We start from the raw sequence: 21,245 nt of genomic DNA, 5'->3' as shown, positions 1-21,245 counted from the left end.
CTATATATAGATTATAAACCATAATTTTACATACTTCTATATAAAAAGAGCCAATGATTTAGGAAATATCATCAGCTCATATCTATACACATACAACTATATTATCAGTTTTTTTATATAAATGTCCTTTCGTTGTTCCAAATCTATGAAGTCTGTTCCATCTACTAAGAGCGGACGTGAAATATCATTTACGTTAACTCCTATTACAGTACATATCTTATTTGTATTCAATAAAACACTTTCTCCCATAAGAAAATTTATTACATGTTCTATAAATACTTTGCAATACACATAGTCTAATTTTCCTAAGCTTTCTTTTTGAAGTGTTGCCAGTGCTTCAAAAGGCCCTTGGCTCTTTCTATATATTCTGTTGGAGTTAATTGCATCAAAGGTATCTGCAATTGCAATTATTTTGGCAAAGGGGTGAATTCTATCTTCTTTAATTCCTAATGGATATCCGCTGCCATCTAATCTTTCATGATGCATAAGTACTCCATAAAGTATAGAGGTATCTAAGGAAGGTACATCCTTTAAATAATTATATACTAAACCTGGATGGAACTTTATTTTCTTCCAATCCTCTTTAGTTAAAGTTGTAACTTTATTTAATATTTCACTGTTTATTTTTGTTTTCCCAAAATCGTGTAAAATTGCAGCATGGCTTAATAAATTTATATCATTTTCACTGAAGCCAAGCCATTTTCCCAGAACAGCACTTAAAGCTGTTACATTTACAGAGTGTCTATATATAGCATCTTCTCCACTACCTACAAGTATTATATTTTTTATAACAGACCTTGTTGATCTTAACTCATCTTTAATTTTTCGAGCAAATTCCTCTATTTCTTGAAAATTAGTTTTTATGGTATTTTCTATATTACTCAGTATCTCTTTTACATCAATTGAAAGATCATTAAAACTTTCTTCTATTTCTTCTACAGTCTTGTTTTTATAGAATTCAAGTACTTCCTCTTGGTCACTATACACCGCAATTCTACTATAAAAATATATTTCCTGTAATCTATTAATTATAGTTTCAGTCAGTTTAGTTCCCTCGTTTAATAAAACTAAACCATTAGATTTAATTTCCTCTGCAATTATCATCTTTGGCTTTAATTCGTTGACTGTCAGGAATACTTTTCTTCTATCCATATTTACCATCCCTCCTTAAAAGTTATGAATAGCGTTAATATTCAGAATATGTTATTCTATGTATATTCCACAACAATCTTTAATATCCTTCAACCAAAATTAATTCTCATTACTAAGCTCTGCATCACATTTATTTTATAACTTCATATCTTTCATTAAGTAGTGCCTCTACAGCGTTATCTATATCTTCATCTTTAACAAGAATATAAATATTAAAACTTCCATTCATCTTTAAGCATACCATAAACAATATGGCTAACAAAATGATCATATAGCCATTCAGATTCCCTTAATGTTCCTTCATTTTTAAATCCTAGTCTCTCTGGAATAGCTCTGCTCTTATAGTTATTTTCAGCACATCTAATTTCTACTCTATTTAGTTTCAACTCCTTGAATGCATAATCTACAAAAACTGTACATGCTCTTGTCATAATACCCTTTCCTTCAAATTCTTTTCCAAGCCAGTAACCAATGCTTGTAGATTTATTTGACCAATTAACACTATGGAACCCAATTACACCTGCTATCTTCCCCTTATACCATATAGATAATTGAAATCCATTGTTGTTTATGTACTGCTGTTTAGTTGAATCTATAAAGCCCTTTAAGTCCTCGTTGCTCTTAGTTCCATCTACCCAAGGAAGCCACTGCTTTAGGTGAGGTCTGTTAGAATCTATTAATGCAAATAGTTCATCCCTATCACAGTTATCCAAAAGTTTTAGTTCTAATTCCTTGTCAATAATATGTTTAAACATAATCCATAACCCCTTTTTATATTTTAAATTTCATTATATCAAATTTTGTAAAAAATGGACATATATTTTTAATATTACAATTATCAATAATGACTGATAAACAGATTGCTAAAGAGTACTTCTTAACACTATATTTAGCTATTTAACTTTTTTACTTAGCTAAGTAATTCATATGTTAATACGTACATTATTTTATTTCATTACATATATTTTACAACTTTTTAAGATATGATTTCCAATATGGATACTTTGCTAAAAAGAATTGTAGTTTAAAAATAAAAAAACACCTAAGGATATTTTATTCCCTAGGTGTTTTTCACTTTACTAGTGATCTTTTTTTCTTCTACTTTTTCTTTTTCAAGTAATTCAATACTTAATCTAATCATGTCTGTGCATTCAATACCGTTTTCTATAATTTTTTTGTTATAGTGAATTTTAAAAAAATCTCTATCTATTCCAGTAATGCGAAATCCACATTTTTGATATAATGCTAATTGATCTATACTTGAATTTCCTGTTCCTACCTCTAAAACTTTTATATTGTCCTGTTTTGCTTTATTTATTGCATGTAGTATAAGTTTTTTACCTATACCTTTCCCTTGGTATTTTTCATCTACTGCAATATTTACAAGCTCCATTGTTAAAGGTCTTGTTTTTATTAGAACATATTCTCCAACAATTTGTTCTTTATAACAAGCTATATAGCAGATCCCTCGAGTTATATAATCTCTAACTGCTTCTTCTGATGGGTCCGCTAATAAAAGCAAATCATAAGGTGCTCTTTCATTTTTATCTAATATTCTTATATCGATATCCATACCTTCTTCTCCAATTAACTCTTTTAGTTTCTACACGCTGTGCCATTTATTTATCCTCATTAATTCCTTGAGAATATTATTGCCTATTATCTCTACTCATTTGATTGCAATTTAACTTTGAAAGTAATTATATCTCCATTACTTTCAGCCCATATGTATCCATTATGTAATTCAATTATTTTTTTAGATATAGCTAATCCTAATCCAGATCCGGGCACATTATTAGAGCGTGAAGGGTCAATTCTATAAAACCTTTCAAACATCTTATCTATCTTTTCTTGAGGAATATGCTCACCTCTATTGGAAAAAGATATTATAACATGCCCTTCTTCCTTTTCTACATTTACCACAATATCCGAAGGTTTATAACTATATTTCTCCGCATTATTCAATATATTTTCAAATACTCTAACGATCTTTTCAATATCTATTTTTACATTTATATTATTATCGGGCACATTATTTATAATCCTTAACTCTTTTTTCTCTAATATAGTACCATATTCACCTAAAAGTTGGTTCAAAATAGCACATATATTCACATTCACAAATTCTAATTGAACTTCATTACTTGATAGCTTTGTATATTCAAATAGTTCATCTATAAGCCTTTTTAGCTTAATAGATAAATTATAAGCAGAGTTTAAATACTCTTTTTCCTCTTCCTCATTTTTAAATTTTTCGTTTTTCAAAAAGTCTAAATAGCCTATAATAGCAGTAAGCGGCGTTCGTAAATCATGAGAAACATTGGTTATTAATTCTGTCTTAGTATTTTCTATTTCTCTTTCACGTTCAAACTTTTCTTTTAATTGTCTAGACATAGAGTTTATATTTCTACTAAGTTCCGCTAGCTCGTCATTGCCTGCAACTTTTAAAGTAGAGCCTAATTCCTTATTGGCAACTATTTCAACATTTTCCGAAATATATTTGATATATTTTATTTCATTCTTTGTGACTATTAGAAAACTTATGATAAATACTATAATACCTGTCATGAAAACTCCAAGAAGTATCATATTATACATAAAAGGATTCAAATTATTTCTGTTACTATATATATAAGTTTTAGAAATATAGCTAGCAAACAAGATTACAGCAGCAAATGAAAGTGAAAAACAAAATGCTATTTTAATTAAAAGATTGATACTTAAGCTTTTTGTTACTGTTAATCTTTTCATATCTTATATCCGACACCCCAAACCGTTTTAATATAAATAGGCTTTTTGGGATCTTCCTCTATTTTTTCCCTTATCTTTGTTATATGGACCATAACCGTACCATCGGATTTATAAAACTCCTCTCCCCATACTCTTTCATAAATCTTTTCTATACTGAAAACTATTCCTTTATTCCTCGCTAAAAGCTCTAAAATATCAAACTCTTTTGGAGTAAGCCTAGCTTCTTTGTCCCCAATAAATACTTGTCTGGAATCTGTGTTTATAGTCAAGTTGCCAATTTCGATAACATTCTTACGCACTTGTGCAGCAGCAGTATATTTTTTATATCTTCTAAGATTAGACTTAATTCTAGCTATAAGTTCCATTGCGCTAAAAGGTTTTGTAATATAATCATCTGCACCAGAAGTCAAGCCTTGGATTTTATCCATATCTTCAGATTTTGCTGATAAAAATATTATTGGCATAACACTACTTTCTCTAATTTTCATACATACTTCTAAACCATTCATTCCAGGCATCATTATATCTAGAAGCACCAAATCTACTTCATTTTCCTCAATTATTTTTAGTGCTTCTTGCCCATTTTCCGCTTTATATATTTCAAAGCCTTCATTCTCCAAATATATACTTATAACCTTTCTTATTTCTTCGTCATCATCTACTATAAGTATTTTATTAGGCATAATCAGACCCCTTTCAAATTAAACATTTTGGCACTTTAAGACATATGCTGGTGGAACATTAAGTAGAACCCTTTCATAATCTATATCCTTAAAATAACTGGCAATATACTCTTTCTTTAGTAAAGTATACTGAAATGTAATAAACAATCCACCATTTCTTAATACAGTTCTTGTTTTCTTCAATATTTCACTAGATACATCTTTAGGCAAGCTTGCAAAAGGTAATCCTGAAACTACATAGTCTACTTTTTCAATATCATATTCTCTCAGGTATTTATCTATATTTTGTGCTGAATCATTTATTATTAATATATTATCATACTTATTATACTTCTTCTTTAGTTCTTTACAAAATTCTTGGTTATATTCAAGCAATATTAATATTGTGTTTTTTCCTTTATTCTTTACAAGCTTGTCTGTAAAAACTCCCGTACCTGGACCATATTCCACAATACATTTTGCATTTTTAAAGTCTATGTCATTAACCATTCTATCCGCAAGCTTTTCTGAACTAGGTGCTACAGCTCCTACAGTTCTTGGTGACTTAACATACTCTATCAAAAATTTTACCCATTTCATAATAACCCTCCCGTATTCCTTTGGGGTACATAACAATTACAAATTGTTATGCCTCCTGTATTCTTTAGCAGATAAACAATTTATAACTGCCTATCTGTTTAAACTCACTTACAGGCTTAGTATAAAGTACAAATATTAAATTTCCATTAGAAAATTCCTTAAGAATTCTTAAATTTATTTAAAGTTTTTCTAATGTTTCTATAAATTAATAAAAAGATCCAAAATTTGGACCTTTTATCTAGATTGATTTATATTGTTTTTGCTCCTTATTCCATAGCCACATTGAGTATATAGTTATAATTAAAATAATTATCCCAGTTACTATGGTGTTATTGTTAGGAGATAAAATACTGCCTCCAAGAAAACTATACAATAACATCAGTGGCATATTTGCTAGTACCACTGTGAGGATAAACTTTCTATAGTTTAACCCTGCAGAACTAGCTAAAAAACAAGCTACATCGGAGGGAGCTAATGGACACAATATACCAATTGCTAAAATTCTCGTACTATTTTTAAGTAATAGGTTATATAGTTTAGGATATTTGTTAACTAAATATCTTTGAATACTTGAGCTAACTAGAGCCTTTGATGCTACATATATAATACTTTCACTAAGTATAACTGAAACTAAGGTAAGAGCAAAAGCTTCTAGCGGATTAAACATAATACCACCCAAAATCATGAATGCTACACTAGGGATTAAAGCGGCTACCCGTATAGTAGATAACGTAATAAATAGTATTACTTTATAGCTGCCAAAACTGTCAAGAAACTTATTTAAATTACCCATATTCCCATTCAATAGATTAAGTTTATAAAAAATATATATCAATGTGGCCCAAACTGCTATTACTAAAAACTTACTAATTTTTTTCATATCAAATTCACCTCACATGTAATTTCTAATTACTATTGTAGATGTGAATTCTTAAATATCTGTACAAATAAATCTTAAGATTTATTAAGAAATTTATAATTTCCTCATAAGATTTCAGCGATATATATTAGATTAAAAGAGAAAAACACCTAAGGATGTTTTACTCCCTAAGTGTTTTTCACTTTATTAATGGCCTTTTTTCTTCTGCTTTTTCTTTTCTTGTTTCTTTTGAAATTTAATTTCTTCTTCTCTCTCACGTTTTTCCTTTGATAACATTTTGCGTTCAATTTTTCTAGTTTCACAATCAAGCTTTAATGCCTGCTGTGCCTTCGTTCCAATACCTTTGTCCTGTAAAGCTCGTTTAACTTTTCTTTGCATTCTTTTAGGATTAACTTTAGTTTCTACTTTTACATCAACTGATATGGAATTGCTAAATTGAAGTTTATAAAAGTTTTTTAAGATAAACTCATATATTTCATTATCTTTAGGCTCCTGCCCAAAAACTATTCTGCAAATTTCAAGCTTATCTTCCTCAAGCCTTTCAAAAACTCCTACCCAAAATGGATCATCAAAAAAACTGTAAGTTTAATCATTTTTATCCTCCTGTTATTAAGCTTAAATAGAGAAGGGACAACCCCAGGAGGGCAGGTTACTGACGGATTTATCCGCATTCGGACTACCAACCGAATCGTGTTTTTATCTCAAAGCTATATAGTATTTTCAACGGTTTAAAGCACCTTTATTAAAATAAGCAGTATCGGTGCATACGATTTTACTGTTATATCCATTATACTATAAGTAAGTTGCAGAAGCCATAACAGAAAACATTTAAAATTATTGGTATATTCACAAATAACCTCCTACAATTTATTTTACAGCGTATAATACACCCACTTTCATAAATTGTTTATTCCATTATTCGTTTCATAATAAAAAAAGGCAATTTTATTTGCCTTCTTTAATAATATTTAACAGCTTTTACTCTCAATAATTACTGATGTATTTGAAGTTATATCGTAAACTATTCTATTTACTCCCTGAACTCCGTTAACAATTCTTCTTGAAACTTTATCTAATACTTCATATGGTATCTTAGCTCAATCTGAAGTCATTCCGTCTGGTGAATATTTTCAACACCTGCAATAGTAGTATCTTTCGATATATTTTGTAGCATACCTTCGAAGCTACTTTGGAAATCCTTTCGAAATATTATAAAAAGTATTTATTATAAATTTCATTATTTATTTGGTCAACATTTATTATGGAATTTCTACATGTATATTATAGTTTTACGAAATATTTTGGTATAATATAGTAATTTATATATTGTTTTGAGGTGATTTATTATGTGTAAATATGAACTTCCAAAGATTTTATTAGTTGACGTTGATAACTATACAGAAAAAAATCTCACTAGTGACGGATTCAATATTGCTACTGGTACTTTTGGTAAGAGGTATAGGGAAGATAAGTCTTTTGAATGTGGTTCAAATCATTCTTTACCTTACTTAACAGAAAAAGATATTATAATTGTAGATATGAAAGAGGGTGACTCTTATGGTGTAAATCCGCTTCAATCCAATCCAAATAATGGTGACCACCAAGGTTTTATCATGCCTAATGGAAGTAGCATATTTAATCCTAGATATTTGTCTTCAAGAATACATAGGGATAATTTTAATAAGTTTTTAGATAATGGTAATATATTAATTGTTTTTGCTGATAAATTAGATACAGCAATATATTATCCTGTGAATTACGAATTTGGACAAGTAGAATATAAAAAAACTATAGAAATATCCAATTATGATTGGATACCAGATAACATTATTAAACCTACTAATTGTGTAAGTGGTAAAGAAATATATTTTAGAAATGAAACTGAAAAGTTATACAGAACTATATTCTCCAATTGTGAAGATGAAGTTTCGTACCACTGCACTTTTACTGCATATAATACAGACAGTTCATCAATAATATGTAAAAATAGTTTTAACGAAATAATTGCCTTATTAAAAATGTATGGTTCAAAAAACAACTACGGATATTTAATCGTTTTACCTCAATTTAAAGATTTATATAAGCCTATCAAGAATTTAATAAATGAATTTCTTCCATTATTAAAACCAGAACTGTTTCCTAACTTCGTAAAAAATAGCTGGATAGATACTGAAGAATACATATTACCAGAGGTAAATAAATTAAATGAAAATAAAGAAAATCTAATAAAAGAATATGAACAAAAACTAAAAGAACTTGAAAAAGAGATTGTTAATAAAAAATCCGAATATGAGTTTTTAACCAATTTATTAACCTCAGATGGATATGATGATTTCCTAGTAGATAACGTAAAAAAAACTCTAGAATATATTGGTTATAAAAGTGTTGTTAATGTTGATGATTTAGTTGAAGGCAATAGACAGGAAGATTTGAGAGTATTAGATAATGGACAATTTACGGTAGTAGAAATAAAGGGGCATAATGGTAACCCAACAGAAGATGATTGCCAAGCTCTAGTTAAGTATACAAGTAGAAACATGCGAAATGAAAACAGAACAGATATACATGGTATTTTAATTGTTAATCACCATAAATTGAAAGCTCCACTTGAAAGACCTTATCCTGCATTTACGGAACAACAAATATCTGATGCAAATGGTGATAGCTATACCCTTGTTTCTACTTGGGAGCTTTATAAATCAGTACGTCTACTTCAAGGAGGGTTGATTACCTTTAACGATATAGATACTGGTCTTCATACTAAAGGTTTATTTAATGCTTTACCCGCACCTTGGCAGTTCATTGGTAAAATACAACATCAATTTGATAATCATAAAATATCTTGTTTTTATTTAGAAGCTGATAATATAAATATTGGTGATGAACTAATAATTGAAAATGGAAACGATTATTTTAAAATAAATGTAGATGAAATGATGGTTGATGGTAAAGTAGTCACTACTGCTAAAAAAGGAGATAAGCTTTCTATTAATATCAAGACTCCAATCTTGAAACAAGCTAATATATATGTAAAAAATACATAGAAATATAAATCCTAAAGAGTTGTTTCTCTAGGATTTTTCTGTTACTCACTTGCAATTTAAATTTTATTTATTCTAATAATCCTTAAATAGTTTTTCATATGCTAGATTCATTAGCTAGCATCAAGAACTTGATGTATAACTACATATAAATCTGTAAATTTATTTAATATCTCTTATTTATATATTAATAAAGTTCTTAGCATATTATCCTGTACTCTAGATTTAGTTGTAAAGATACATAAAATTTCGATTTTATTGAATTCAATAATCTTGTGTTTTACTAAATATTTAGCTGATATTCATACTAATTGCATTAAAAAAGCACCTACTAATAAAATAGATGCTTTAAAAAATAGAACTTATGTATGTACATAAATTTATTAATAAGACTTACCACCTATAACCACAGCTGTTGCATTCATATGTTTTACTAACCTTACCCAAAGCAAAAATACCAAATAGTGCTACAGAACCAGCTTTACTTAATCCACTTATCTTCTTTACATTAGGCGATTTACAATTAGGACATTTGATTGAATTTTTAACTTTACTGTTATTTGTCTCATAGACCAACCTGTCCTGCCCCTCACTCATGGAAGTAACCTTCATTATAGCGCCTAAACTTTCAAAAAGTTCCTTTAATTCATTGGCTTTTTGTAAAGAAATAATTCTAATATTAAAAAAAGTTGTATCTAATAAGTTACAACTTTTTTTAATATTAATTATCTCAATTAGTTATTTTATTCTCTATAAAACTAGAGCATTTACAAAGAACATTTTATAGATAAAATTTCTATTCTATTTGTTTCAAATATAAATTTTACAAATACAGAGAAATTCGTTTAACTTTTTACTGTTTTATTACGATTTTTACTAATTGTTGATAACATATGTATACTTATGAAATAAATCTAGTATTTACACAGAACATAGGTTCGTATATAATTTATATGAATGATAATAACCAATTGTAAAATATCTAGTTCAAATCATAAGAATTTTGTTGCAATCATTAATTATGAATACTCTCTATGGTATTTATAATTATGTTTATATACATAACTTTAAAAAAAGGAGACCTAAATATGAAAAAACGAATTGTCTACTTACTATCAATATTTACAATTGCTATTTTTATTATTACTGGTTGTGGAAACACACAAACTACAAATACTACTAATAACCAAAGTACTTCTACAACAACTGTGCCCAGTGGTCAGTTAAAAGTTCATTACATTAATGTAGGACAAGGTGATGGAATTTTAATTCAACAAGGTACACACCATATGCTAATTGACGCAGGAACCAATGAAGATGAAAAATTAATGGTAGACTACTTAAATAAACAAGATATTAAACATTTGGATTACATAGTAGGTACTCATCCTCATGAAGACCATATTGGAGGTCTTGATGCAGTAATTAAGAATTTTGATATTGGAACAGTGTATATGCCTAAAGTAACAACTACAACTAAGACATTCGCTGATGTAATTAACGCTTTAAAAGCTAAGAACTTAAAAATTACTACTCCTATAGTTGGTTCAACTTTTAAATTAGGAGATGCTAATTGCGAAATACTAGCTCCGAATAGTTCTAAATATCAGAACATTAATGATTATTCTATAGTTATTAAGTTAACTTATGGAAGCAATAAATTTTTATTTACAGGAGATGCAGAAAACTTGTCTGAGAAGGAAATATTATCAAAAGGATTGGATGTATCAGCAGATGTTTTAAAGTTAGGACATCATGGAAGCTTCTCTTCAACGAGTGCTGAGTTTTTAGATAAAGTTAACCCTAAATACGCTGTAGTGTCATGCGGTAAAGATAACGATTATGGTCATCCGCATGATGTAACTATGAAGAAACTAGAAAAGAAGCATATTCCTCTTTACAGAACAGATGAGAGTGGAAATATAATTTGTACTTCTGATGGCAAAAATATTAGTTTTAACGTTAAATCTGGAGATTATAAGCCTGGAAAACCAAGTAAAACAAATAAAACTGATAATTAATAATTCTTAATATAAATATAGCCCAGTAGTTAAATTAATTGGGCTATATTTATATTATAGCAACTAATTTTTATGAACTAAGTGAACAATATCTATACTTATATACACTACAAATATTAAAACTTGTCCAGATAAAATTCTAATTTTAATAAAAAAAATTATTTTTTTGTGAATAACTTAATCTTAATTTATCCTCTTTAAACTTTATTCTATTAGACTGATTTATAGTCTTGTTATATCATCCATTACTTTTTAAATCCAATTATTGGGTCATTATACATATAATCTAATATTCTGTTAGTTCTATCCTTAATAATTTTCTTTAATTCCAGGTTACATTTATCTACTTGTTTTTTATCATTATTAATATAAGCATTAGTAAGCATACTCAATTCCTCTTCAACAATTGGATTATCACCAATTTTACTTTTTAATTCAGACCTAATTTGTTCTATATATCTGCTAACATATAATGGCAATTCATTTTTGCCACCATCATACACATACACAAATTTCTTCATTATATTCTTGTTATCTACCGTAACCATTAAATTATACTCTCCTTCAACCATAAAATGAGACGTTAAATCTATTTTTAAATATGTTTTGTTATCAGTTTTGTATACTACCACATCAATAGGCTGATAATCTTTTTGAAGATTTAATATGTTTGCTTTGGAAATTTTCGAATACTTACCATCCAATTCACACAACGCAATATTTTCGCTAAATGAATATTTATCTTTTGGCAAAACAAGTCTAGGCATGTCCATCAATTTGCTATATCCAATGTTAATTAAGAACATAAAGACAGTTCCCGTAACCAAAAGAAAAAGTGCACTTTTACTTAAAAATGAAAATCTCTTTTTTAAGTAATAAAACCCAAATGCTATAAGCCCGCATATAATAGCAGGTACAAAAAGGGGCAAATCCGTAAAATCCCCAACTATTGATGCTATAGCCATAACAACAGTTACCACTAAACTTGAGAATATTACCTGCAAAGTTGTTAAAAAACTATAGCTTACTAAACTATCACCAAACTTCTTCTCATCGTATATATTTAATGCATACTGCCATATAAATACTACAACTTGAATCAAACTTATAATAATGTATACAATCAAAGTCAGTAATATTAGATTAATAAGTACCTCTGATTTTGGAAAAATTTCAGTTACTACTCCAAATGATTGACTTTTAAGTAAGTTTAATATTAATATCAACAAGTAAACTAGAACAGCTCCTATAATAGATGTAACCAAGGTATATTGTGAAGTTGTTTTTGCCTCATTTGAATTTTTCATTCATTTTCTCCTTTTATAAATGTATTATTTTATCAATTTAATTTTATATAAAATATTGTTAAAGATGCGAAACATACGCTTTAAACTCAACACTATCAACAGAAGCTGCTGCTGCTCTTCCTTTATTCGTTATATGTCGGAGTATTATAATTTCATTTCATATAAAGAAAATATCCTTGTTTACTCACCATCATATTTATCAACCTCCATTTTCATACATGTTAATACTAAGAATACCTTAAAATATCATAATTATTATCACTTATTAAGATATAAAATATCATCAAATCATTATCCTTACAACATGCAATCTTAAACCATATAGACCAATTTCAGCTCATTTTAGATATTTTTTTACATTATTAAATTCTCTCTTTGTTTATCTCAAACTTACATACAATTCTTCAACACTATATATGTTATAGAATTGCTTATCTATAATAATTAGCATAAAAAAATATAACATTAAAAGCAGAAAACAGGATAACAATCCATCTCTTATTCTTAATGTTATATTTTTTATAGCAATTTTTATTCTCACATATTATTCTTGGAATTTATTAAGTATAAACTCTTTTGGTTCTTATAGAGAAGATATTTTACCTATACATAAAATTCTCATTTTATGTAAAAATAAATCTAATTTATGATATAATGTAATAAAATGCCTATAATAATTTAAAATTAATGTGGAGGAAAATTGCATTATGTCTAAAAATTTCAAAGATTACTGCCTTGAGGATTTGCTTTTTTCGTTAAAATTACATCAAAGCATAAATATTAATTATAAGAGCTTTAGGGATACACAATACGAAACTTCCGAATTTGATGAACGTGGAGAGTTTGAGATAACTATGCACAATACCCTATATTCCGATGACTTTGAACATTTAATCAAATTTATGGAAGCTAGTAATAATATCATCGGTTTTTGTCCAAAATGTCAAAAAGAATTATCTTTGAAAATGATGTCAATTGATATTGATAATAAATTAAAAAATATATATATTCAAGAAATTCCAGATTATTGTCTAGACTATGAAAATGATAACATACCTAATCCAAAATATGAAATGATTGATAGATTAAATTTACTAATAGAAAAATTCACTTTTTTTCATAAAGAACTAGAATGTACTCATTGTGGACATCCTCAAAGATATTATTTTAAACTTACATTTGAAAATAACTTTACCGATGATGATAAACTATTAATCGAAAAAATAGGTGAGTATCCTTCATCAAGGATACATATAGTTCCCGATGAAGTTCCTCTAAATTACAAAAATAATTTTTTAGAAGCCGTTAGAATTATGCACTTAAGCCCTAAATCTAGTGCTGCAATGTCAAGAAGATTATTACAAGAAATCCTACATGAAAAATTTAATATAAATAAAAACAATTTATCAAAAGAAATTGAAGAATTTATAAAAAAACCTAATATACCATCATATCTATCACAATCAGTAGATGCAATAAGAAATATTGGTAATTTTGCTGCCCACCCATTAAAGAGTACAAGCACTGGTGAAATAGTTGAAGTTGAAACCGGAGAAGTTGAATGGATTATAGAAATTCTTAAACTCCTTTTTGATTTTGCATTCGTTCAGCCAAAAAGGATTCAAGAATATAAATCAATTTTAAATGCAAAATTACAATCACTGGGTAAACCTAATATGAAATAAACCACAAAAATCCAGTTTTCTAATGAGGTTAACTGGATTAATAATACATTTATCATTTTATTTAGTTTTTATCTAAATGGCTATAAGCTACTTCTAATATTTATATAACTTTGAAGTAGCTTGTTTTATAAAATTTGGATTTTATTATAGTTTAAAATACATTATAAGAAATTACATATTTCATAATTTATTCACCTCTAACCCAGAAAGAACCTTGAAAAACCATAGACATATATCATTAGTATTAACTATTAACATTTTCTTGTATTAATGGTATACTTATTATGTGAGACAATAAAATTTTTTATTTAAAAAGGGAGTGAATAAATGGAACTTTTAAAAAAATTCGAAAACACAACTAAACATTAATATTGCTTTACGTTAATTTTCGATAACCGTTTATTTCGCCAAGTAAACGACCAGTTTGTAATATTTACTTCCCTATATTTGTTTATATATTTATTTGTTAATTGTCTCACAGTACGTTAAAGTGCTTAAGTTCGGTAGACGTTTTAAGCATGATTAAGTACAGCAAAGGCCAGTCTCAGTTCATATTATTCTCCTTTGGCATTGTTTCATCAAGATTCATGTAAGTCCGATATAGGAGGTATTAATTATGAACTGGAAAAAAAGATTGGCGAAGAAAAAAATTATTGGGGTCCTAATGTTTATATTAGGTGCTTTTGGAGTAAGGTTATGTGAATGGGTGCAACCGATAATTGCATCCTGTAACAAAGATATGTTTGCATTAATTTGCATGACTATCTTTTACCTTATATTCACAAGAAACCAATAAAAAAGGAGGGGACGCCCTCTTTTTTTATTGGTTTTATTTCATTATTAACGTTTTAAGTACTTCTAAATTCAATTATGATTATTAGCATACTCTCATATATAATATTCATTACACCAAGTAATATCAACCCAATCATTATTTTTTGCACTTACTACTCTACTCTTTTCTTATTAGTATATTATGTTTATTTATTAATTTCCGAATACTTTATAGCCTAACGCAATACCCTCTATAATTTCTGTACAAGCCCTGTATTTAATTTAAATCTGTATTAATAAAATAATGCTTTGTAATTAAAACCTGCCTTAAAACACCACACATTAGCATTTAAATAATATTAAACTAAAAAATACTACACCTATGGATATAATGCTTATACTAATGCACACATCAATTCTAATATAACTTTTATGTATTATAGGGCTGTTTTAAGAAGAATATTATAATATTTATTATAAATTATACTTGTATAAAATTTTAATTTCCTAATAGTTATAAATTTATTTCTGATTTTATCCTTTAATAACAAAATACTACACCTGCACTAAATTTATTTTTAGGCTTGATTCCATAGCTTCAAACATATCTTCTTCTATAGCAAAATCTCTACACTATTTCCAACCTTCGTGGATAAAAAGTATCGTGTGATAACACAAAAGAGCAGTAATCAAACTGCCCTCTATATCTGTACTTTTAAATGTAGTTTTATTATAAATCTGATAAGGTATCCTTTCGTATTGCTTTATGCAAATCCTGTAGACTGTTATGATAGTAAATCATCGTTACCTTCAATTCTGAATGCCCAGCTATACTCTTAACATCCAGTGGATTTACACCGTTCTTTACCATATTAGTAATAGCGGTATGCCTTAGTTTGTGAACACTTGAACTTTTATCTAAATTCGCCTTTTTCCCCAGATTAATAAACCTACTTTTAGCTTGTGAGGTACTAATCCTATCATATGTTATGCTGGATAAAAAGACATACTCAGAATTAACACCCCTAGCAATATCTATTAACTTCTTTAGATATACAGTGATTTTACTGTTCAACGGAACTACCCTCTGCTTTCTGCTCTTGGCGGTTTCACTTCTAATTATTATACATCCTTCCTTTAAATCTATATCTGTCATCTTAACATTGCATAATTCATTAATACGAACACCTACCGATAACATTATCAGTACCATGCAGTAATCTCGTAAGCCTGCGTAGGTCTTTAAATTTATTGCTTTCAAAAGTTTCTTAACATCGCTGGTGTTCAATGGTTGTTTTTCTTTTTGTATTTCTTTTACTTTTTTTATCCTATGGTTTATCTTTTCTGTCACATATCTTTCATCTTCCAAAAACTGTAGATACACTTTGATAGCACGCAATCTTATATTTACCGTACTGCTAGCAACCATTTCCAACATGTAAGAAATGTAGGCTCTAATCAAAGTTATATCGTATCGGACTGACAAGTCCGCATACGTATCTGTAATATAGGAATTTAGCCATTGGAAGTTTTTCTCATAATCGTACATAGTGCGTGGCGCAAGGTTTTGCGACCTCTTATACACCAGAAATTCTTCCTGCTTGTTGATGAAATCTAGTAGCGTGAAATATTCCTTTTTCTGCTCTCTGTCCTCCAATATCGGACTGACTTTTTCTGTTAACTTCAGCATTTTCGCCATTTGTATCACCTCTTAAAGTATTACAGTACGTATCGGACATCACCTTAATTTATACCGCTCGGACTACTTTATATAGGTGCGAAAAAACTGTAAGTTTAATCATTTTTATCCTCCTGTTATTTAGCTTAAATAGAGAAGGGACAACCCCAGGAGGGCAGGTTACTGACGGACTTATCCGCATTCGGACTACCAACCGAATCGTGTTTTTATCTCAAAGCTACTAAATTTTTATTTACATTATATCATATAATCAAGCTTGTTAAGCATAAGATATTTATATATCTTTTATACTAACAAAGCTTAGATACACACGGTCTTCAACACTATATTTTTCATTACTTCCATTTTGTACATTGACAGAAATTATTCCTATATCTGTTTCTACTAAATATATAGTGTAAAACCCCATATAATTTTTTTGTATTACTTTTCCTTTATAGTCCCCATGATTTCTATTAATTAATACATTTTCTGGTCTCACATAGTTTCTTTTGTGCGAATCTAAGTAGATTATATTTGCATTCCCTAAAAAGTTTAACACAAAGCTGCTGCTAGGGTTGTTATATACATCTTCTGGCGAACCTATCTGCTCTAACAAGCCGTCATTCATTATTGCTATCTCATCTCCAATGGAAAGTGCTTCTTCTTGATCATGTGTTACAAAAATCATGGTAGTTTTGAATTTATCTTGAATCTTTTTTATATCATTTCTCATTTTTACCCTTAGCTTTGCATCCAGATTACTTAAGGGCTCATCTAGTAATAACACTTTAGGATTAGTAATTAAAGAGCGAGCCAAGGCTACTCGCTGTTGTTGACCACCACTTAATTCATGTATTTTGCTTTTTCTATACTCAAATAATTCAACTATATTAAGGTATTCTTCACCTTTTGCAATAGCTTCCTTTTTCTTATACCCCTGAAACTTCAAACCATAAATAACATTATCCAAAACGTTCATATGAGGAAAAAGAGCATAGGATTGAAATACTGTTGATACTGGTCTAAGTTCAGGAGGCAGACAAGTTATATCCTCACCATCTATTATAATCTGTCCTGCTGTGCTTTTTATAAGGCCTCCAATCATTTTTAAAGTAGTAGTCTTTCCGCAGCCAGAAGGTCCCAGTAAGCACAATAACTCCCCTTTTTTTATTGACAAAGATAGATTATTTACAACCTTAACATTGTTAAAAATTTTAGTTAGTTTCTTTAATTGTAGATACATTTGCTATAACATTACCTCCTATTACTAGTTTTGAAAATAAAATATTTACAGTTAGAGTTATAAAAATAATAATTGTGGCTATTAGTGAGGCTTCTCCATAATTGCCAGAAGTTACTGCATCAAACAATTCAAATGTAGCTATCTTTTGTCCTGGATAAATTAGAAATATTACAGCACCAATAGTGGTCATAGTAGCAGTAAAATTATTTATAAATCCTACTAAAAAGGCAGGTTTTAGGCTTGGAATTATTATATCCTTTATGACAAAAACATTTTTTGCCCCTAAATCCTTTGCTGAGTTTTCTATATCTTTATTAATTTGCAAAAGGGAAGCTGCACTCAACTTTGTCGTCATAGGTAATTGCTTGAAAATACAGTTTAGCACTACAATCGAAGCTGTACCTGTAAGCATTAATGGATAATCATTAAATGCAAGTACATAACCTATTCCAAAAAATGTTCCAGGAATTATATATGGTAAAGTAGTAATAAAGTCTATAAATTTCATGCCAAAAATTCTTCTTCGTTCAGTATAATAAGCAATCAATCCTCCAAGAAGGCTTCCTAATATCCCTGCAATAAAGGCATAAGCTATACTTCTTAAGAAACTGGAATAGTTATACATACTAAGGTCTTTAATATGATCTAGGGTCCAGTAGAATTTGCCAAAGCTATATTTTGAAAATCCAGATACCAGAATAGCCATATATTGTATTATCATTAGTGATAAAAATAGTAATGATATAGCAGCTAACAAAGTACCAATTTCCTTCGATAACCTAAAGTCTTCTACAGAGGTTTGTTTACTGCTTGTTACTGAGTAGGAGTTAGACTTTTTCATATAAAATCTGTAAACCATAAACAAAAGTAAGGAGGGAATTAAAAGAAGTACATTCATAGTAGAAGCATACTCTAAATCTGCATACCCAATTATTTTAAGATATATTTCTGATGCCAATACATTAAAATTACCTCCTATGATAATAGGTGTTCCAAAATCAGATAAACATCTCACAAAGGATAAAAGAGCACATACTATGATACCTGGCTTCATTAGTGGTATTAACACTTTTTTTACTGTGTAATTAATATTCGCACCTAGGTCTAAAGAGGCACTTAACAAACTTTTATCTATTCCTTTAATAGTTGCAATGAGCATTAAGGAATTCAATGCTGCCATAGATAAGCTTTGCATCATAACAATTCCCTGCCATCCATATGGATTTATCTGCAGCCTCAAAAAATAATATGTGACAAGCCCTCTTCTACCAAATAGCTGTATGTAAGCCAATGAAGAAACAAAGGGTGGTGAAATCATTGATAACAACAAAACAAATACGATTATCTTTTTTAATAGTGGCTTTGAAAAGCTTGTATAAATAGCTACAGATATAGCAATTAATGTTGAAAAAACTGTTGAGAAACTTGATATAAATAAACTATTAAATATAAGCTTTTTATTGCTATGTATTAAATTATTATAAAACTCCAGCGTAAAATTACCCTTTGGAAAAAAGCTTTTATATACTACTGTAGATACTGGATAAAGTATAAATATCAGTACAGATAAAACGACAAGAGTTATAATAAGGGTATCTAAAATAGATACCCTGAATTTAATTCTTTTCATTTTTATCTCCAACCATTTTGCTCCATTTGTCTAAAATGACTTTTCTATTTTTACCAAATAGAGAAACATCCTGTTTAAATAGATTATCTGTAGGGAATGTCAACTCAACCCCTTGAAGGTTAGGTTTTACTAATTTTACCGTATCCTTTTTATCTATTTTTGCAATTTCCTTAAGGTTTTCATCCTTGTAAATCCATTCAACAAATTGTTTTGCACCTGTTAAGTTTTGAGAATTTTTGAATGCTGCAACTCCTTCCGGAACCCATGGAATACCGTCTTCAGGGTATATTACCCTTACGTTCTTTTCTTTTTCAAGTTTTTCCAGCTGTTTATCAGCTGGAACAATTCCAATAGCTACTTCACCAGCTATAGTTTTAGTACTTGGGTCTCCGCCTCTCTTGGAATAATAATTTATATTTTTATTTAATTCCTCGAAATATTTCCAACCTTCAACCTCACCTTTCGTTTGTAATATACCATTTACAACTCCATAATTAGTTCCCGAAATAGCAGGATTGGACATTAATATTTCACCTTTGTATATAGGATTGGTTAAATCCTTCCATGATTTTGGCTCCGGTAAATTCTTATCTTTTAAGACGTCTTCATTTACAAGAAAACCTACAACTGTAACGCCCTTAGTAAACCAATAGTTATCTTTATCCTTATATTCAGATTTAATATCTTTAGCAGCAGCAAAATCAACCTTTTCTAAAAGCCCCTCATCCTTAGCTTGCATGAAAGCATCTATACCACCACCAAACCAGACATCAGCCATTGGCTTTCCACCTTCAGCCTTAATTCTTGAAATAACTTCTCCAGAAGACATTGAAAGGAATTCTACCTTTACTCCTGTTTCCTTTGTAAATTTTTCAAAAAGAGGCTTATAATCCGCGCTAGTAGCAACAATTTTCAAAGTTTTGGTGGTATCATTCTGAACTGGAGTTGCTTGTTTACTATTTCCACAACCTATTAGGCTAACTGATATAAACAAAGCTAATATAAAAGTTAAAATCTTAAATTTTTTCATGAATATCTCCTTTCTTAATAAAAACAATCAACCTAAATTTAAAATAATTGTAAATTGTCCCATTTACGAGTACATTATACCATAATTGGGACAAACTTCAGTTTTTATTAAAAAAATTGATAGACAATAAAAATACTATTACATTTTTCTATAGATATCCATATTTTTTGAAACTGCCTCTACTTTCTATACAAAGACATTTTAACCTAGGCTACTCTTAACTGATAAGGATTTTGCTTTACCAATTTTCATAGTGTATAATATCTTCAAATTTCTTACGTGGGCGGGCTTTTGGTGTTTCGTCTGCATATCCTACAGGAATAATACCTACTACATATTTGTCCGAAGGTATATTTAATATTGGTCTGATATCTTCTTGGACAAACCACGCAACCCAGCAAGTACCTAATCCTAAATTTTCAGCTTCAAGCACTACATGTTCTATTGCAATGGTTGCATCTCTGATTATAAGCTTAAGCTCTGGCTCTGGACTATTTTCATCTAGTGCTATTTCTACATCATCCTTTATTCTTGCACGTATATCTGCCACACATACGATGTGAATTGGAGCAGTGCTCATCCATTTTTGATCGTGAGACGCCTTTCCTAATTTTTGTCTAGTCGACTCTGATTTGACTATAATAAAATGCCAAGGTTGCGTATTGCTACCCGATGGGGCAATTCTTGCACTTTCAATTAACTGAAGAATTTTTTCATCTTCTACTGGTTTATTACTATATTTTCTTATACTTCTACGGGTTTCAATTTCTTTAATCATAATATTAACC

The 21,245-nt window shown here is 29.0% G+C and carries 19 protein-coding genes and 2 pseudogenes; 4 read left to right on the top strand and 17 right to left on the bottom strand.

The features are described 5' to 3' along the window. Positions 1 to 96: 96 nt before the first annotated feature. The 9 genes and pseudogenes from RCG18_RS13165 to RCG18_RS13125 all read right to left on the bottom strand — a co-directional run. Positions 97 to 1,152, bottom strand: a complete 1,056-nt coding sequence (locus RCG18_RS13165; protein WP_308041717.1) for an HD-GYP domain-containing protein — start codon at positions 1,150 to 1,152, stop codon at positions 97 to 99. A gap of 212 nt (positions 1,153 to 1,364) precedes the next feature. Next, complete coding sequence (locus RCG18_RS13160; protein WP_308041716.1) at positions 1,365 to 1,907, bottom strand: GNAT family protein; 543 nt, start codon at positions 1,905 to 1,907, stop codon at positions 1,365 to 1,367. Between the two features lie 305 nt (positions 1,908 to 2,212). Next, entirely contained in the window at positions 2,213 to 2,725 is a 513-nt protein-coding gene (locus RCG18_RS13155; RefSeq protein ID WP_308041715.1) for a GNAT family N-acetyltransferase, read from the bottom strand. A gap of 92 nt (positions 2,726 to 2,817) precedes the next feature. After that, positions 2,818 to 3,903, bottom strand: a complete 1,086-nt coding sequence (locus RCG18_RS13150; RefSeq protein ID WP_308041714.1) for an ATP-binding protein — start codon at positions 3,901 to 3,903, stop codon at positions 2,818 to 2,820. After that, entirely contained in the window at positions 3,900 to 4,586 is a 687-nt protein-coding gene (locus RCG18_RS13145; RefSeq protein WP_308041713.1) for a response regulator transcription factor, read from the bottom strand. The genes RCG18_RS13150 and RCG18_RS13145 overlap by 4 nt, the downstream gene beginning before the upstream one ends. Positions 4,587 to 4,604: 18 nt before the next feature. Continuing rightward, the gene (locus RCG18_RS13140) at positions 4,605 to 5,165 is read right to left on the bottom strand and encodes an rRNA adenine N-6-methyltransferase family protein (protein WP_308041712.1); all 561 of its coding nucleotides are present in this window, start codon (positions 5,163 to 5,165) and stop codon (positions 4,605 to 4,607) included. Between the two features lie 238 nt (positions 5,166 to 5,403). Next, entirely contained in the window at positions 5,404 to 6,045 is a 642-nt protein-coding gene (locus RCG18_RS13135) for a VTT domain-containing protein (protein ID WP_308041711.1), read from the bottom strand. Between the two features lie 186 nt (positions 6,046 to 6,231). Next, positions 6,232 to 6,621 (bottom strand): annotated as a pseudogene (locus tag RCG18_RS13130) (YjdF family protein); the annotation flags it as partial. A gap of 392 nt (positions 6,622 to 7,013) precedes the next feature. Continuing rightward, positions 7,014 to 7,169: pseudogene (locus RCG18_RS13125) on the bottom strand (hypothetical protein); the annotation flags it as partial. Between the two features lie 222 nt (positions 7,170 to 7,391). Here RCG18_RS13125 and RCG18_RS13120 point away from each other — a divergent pair. Beyond that, on the top strand, positions 7,392 to 9,089 hold the full coding sequence (locus tag RCG18_RS13120) for a hypothetical protein (protein WP_308041710.1): 1,698 nt from the start codon (positions 7,392 to 7,394) through the stop codon (positions 9,087 to 9,089). Positions 9,090 to 9,479: 390 nt separating this feature from the next. Here the strand turns inward: RCG18_RS13120 and RCG18_RS13115 are convergent, their stop codons facing one another. After that, positions 9,480 to 9,683, bottom strand: coding sequence for a hypothetical protein (locus RCG18_RS13115; protein WP_308041709.1), 204 nt, complete (start codon positions 9,681 to 9,683; stop codon positions 9,480 to 9,482). Between the two features lie 491 nt (positions 9,684 to 10,174). On the opposite strand from RCG18_RS13115, the gene RCG18_RS13110 reads away from it, so the two are divergent. Further along, positions 10,175 to 11,107 (top strand): ComEC/Rec2 family competence protein, encoded by a 933-nt coding sequence (locus RCG18_RS13110; RefSeq protein WP_308041708.1) that lies wholly within the window; start codon positions 10,175 to 10,177, stop codon positions 11,105 to 11,107. Positions 11,108 to 11,352: 245 nt separating this feature from the next. Here the strand turns inward: RCG18_RS13110 and RCG18_RS13105 are convergent, their stop codons facing one another. After that, positions 11,353 to 12,414 carry a hypothetical protein gene (locus RCG18_RS13105; RefSeq protein WP_308041707.1) on the bottom strand — a complete coding sequence of 354 codons (1,062 nt, stop codon included), beginning with the start codon at positions 12,412 to 12,414 and terminating at the stop codon, positions 11,353 to 11,355. 707 nt (positions 12,415 to 13,121) lie between these two features. On the opposite strand from RCG18_RS13105, the gene RCG18_RS13100 reads away from it, so the two are divergent. Together RCG18_RS13100 and RCG18_RS13095 are read left to right on the top strand one after the other, a co-directional pair. After that, entirely contained in the window at positions 13,122 to 14,099 is a 978-nt protein-coding gene (locus tag RCG18_RS13100; protein WP_308041706.1) for a DUF4145 domain-containing protein, read from the top strand. A 616-nt stretch (positions 14,100 to 14,715) separates the two neighbouring features. After that, on the top strand, positions 14,716 to 14,895 hold the full coding sequence (locus RCG18_RS13095; RefSeq protein WP_308041705.1) for a hypothetical protein: 180 nt from the start codon (positions 14,716 to 14,718) through the stop codon (positions 14,893 to 14,895). A 708-nt stretch (positions 14,896 to 15,603) separates the two neighbouring features. On the opposite strand, the gene RCG18_RS13090 is transcribed toward RCG18_RS13095, so the two are convergent. The 6 genes from RCG18_RS13090 to RCG18_RS13065 form a co-directional block, all read right to left on the bottom strand. Further along, entirely contained in the window at positions 15,604 to 16,335 is a 732-nt protein-coding gene (locus tag RCG18_RS13090; protein ID WP_308041704.1) for a site-specific integrase, read from the bottom strand. Between the two features lie 115 nt (positions 16,336 to 16,450). After that, complete coding sequence (locus RCG18_RS13085) at positions 16,451 to 16,612, bottom strand: hypothetical protein (RefSeq protein WP_308041703.1); 162 nt, start codon at positions 16,610 to 16,612, stop codon at positions 16,451 to 16,453. A gap of 234 nt (positions 16,613 to 16,846) precedes the next feature. Continuing rightward, positions 16,847 to 17,797, bottom strand: a complete 951-nt coding sequence (locus RCG18_RS13080) for an ABC transporter ATP-binding protein (RefSeq protein WP_308041702.1) — start codon at positions 17,795 to 17,797, stop codon at positions 16,847 to 16,849. Beyond that, on the bottom strand, positions 17,769 to 19,427 hold the full coding sequence (locus tag RCG18_RS13075) for an iron ABC transporter permease (RefSeq protein ID WP_308041701.1): 1,659 nt from the start codon (positions 19,425 to 19,427) through the stop codon (positions 17,769 to 17,771). The genes RCG18_RS13080 and RCG18_RS13075 overlap by 29 nt, the downstream gene beginning before the upstream one ends. After that, positions 19,414 to 20,457, bottom strand: a complete 1,044-nt coding sequence (locus RCG18_RS13070; protein WP_308041700.1) for an ABC transporter substrate-binding protein — start codon at positions 20,455 to 20,457, stop codon at positions 19,414 to 19,416. The genes RCG18_RS13075 and RCG18_RS13070 overlap by 14 nt, the downstream gene beginning before the upstream one ends. Before the next feature lie 238 nt (positions 20,458 to 20,695). After that, positions 20,696 to 21,235, bottom strand: a complete 540-nt coding sequence (locus RCG18_RS13065; RefSeq protein ID WP_308041699.1) for a nitroreductase family protein — start codon at positions 21,233 to 21,235, stop codon at positions 20,696 to 20,698. Positions 21,236 to 21,245: the final 10 nt, after the last annotated feature.

The sequence above is a fragment of the Clostridium sp. OS1-26 genome (assembly GCF_030915445.1).
Classification (GTDB): Bacteria; Bacillota; Clostridia; order Clostridiales; family Clostridiaceae; genus Clostridium_AM.
The sequence above is the reverse complement of the archived record's forward strand: the minus strand, read 5'-3'. Positions and strand labels throughout refer to the sequence as shown.

Bases quoted from the DNA above. Each gene is read 5' to 3' on its own strand.
- RCG18_RS13165 (WP_308041717.1), bottom strand. From the start codon at position 1,152: ATGGATAGAAGAAAAGTATTCCTGACAGTCAACGAATTAAAGCCAAAG.
- RCG18_RS13160 (WP_308041716.1), bottom strand. From the start codon at position 1,907: ATGTTTAAACATATTATTGACAAGGAATTAGAACTAAAACTTTTGGAT.
- RCG18_RS13155 (WP_308041715.1), bottom strand. From the start codon at position 2,725: ATGGATATCGATATAAGAATATTAGATAAAAATGAAAGAGCACCTTAT.
- RCG18_RS13150 (WP_308041714.1), bottom strand. From the start codon at position 3,903: ATGAAAAGATTAACAGTAACAAAAAGCTTAAGTATCAATCTTTTAATT.
- RCG18_RS13145 (WP_308041713.1), bottom strand. From the start codon at position 4,586: ATGCCTAATAAAATACTTATAGTAGATGATGACGAAGAAATAAGAAAG.
- RCG18_RS13140 (WP_308041712.1), bottom strand. From the start codon at position 5,165: ATGAAATGGGTAAAATTTTTGATAGAGTATGTTAAGTCACCAAGAACT.
- RCG18_RS13135 (WP_308041711.1), bottom strand. From the start codon at position 6,045: ATGAAAAAAATTAGTAAGTTTTTAGTAATAGCAGTTTGGGCCACATTG.
- RCG18_RS13120 (WP_308041710.1), top strand. From the start codon at position 7,392: ATGTGTAAATATGAACTTCCAAAGATTTTATTAGTTGACGTTGATAAC.
- RCG18_RS13115 (WP_308041709.1), bottom strand. From the start codon at position 9,683: ATGAGTGAGGGGCAGGACAGGTTGGTCTATGAGACAAATAACAGTAAA.
- RCG18_RS13110 (WP_308041708.1), top strand. From the start codon at position 10,175: ATGAAAAAACGAATTGTCTACTTACTATCAATATTTACAATTGCTATT.
- RCG18_RS13105 (WP_308041707.1), bottom strand. From the start codon at position 12,414: ATGAAAAATTCAAATGAGGCAAAAACAACTTCACAATATACCTTGGTT.
- RCG18_RS13100 (WP_308041706.1), top strand. From the start codon at position 13,122: ATGTCTAAAAATTTCAAAGATTACTGCCTTGAGGATTTGCTTTTTTCG.
- RCG18_RS13095 (WP_308041705.1), top strand. From the start codon at position 14,716: ATGAACTGGAAAAAAAGATTGGCGAAGAAAAAAATTATTGGGGTCCTA.
- RCG18_RS13085 (WP_308041703.1), bottom strand. From the start codon at position 16,612: ATGTCCGATACGTACTGTAATACTTTAAGAGGTGATACAAATGGCGAA.
- RCG18_RS13080 (WP_308041702.1), bottom strand. From the start codon at position 17,797: ATGTATCTACAATTAAAGAAACTAACTAAAATTTTTAACAATGTTAAG.
- RCG18_RS13075 (WP_308041701.1), bottom strand. From the start codon at position 19,427: ATGAAAAGAATTAAATTCAGGGTATCTATTTTAGATACCCTTATTATA.
- RCG18_RS13070 (WP_308041700.1), bottom strand. From the start codon at position 20,457: ATGAAAAAATTTAAGATTTTAACTTTTATATTAGCTTTGTTTATATCA.
- RCG18_RS13065 (WP_308041699.1), bottom strand. From the start codon at position 21,235: ATGATTAAAGAAATTGAAACCCGTAGAAGTATAAGAAAATATAGTAAT.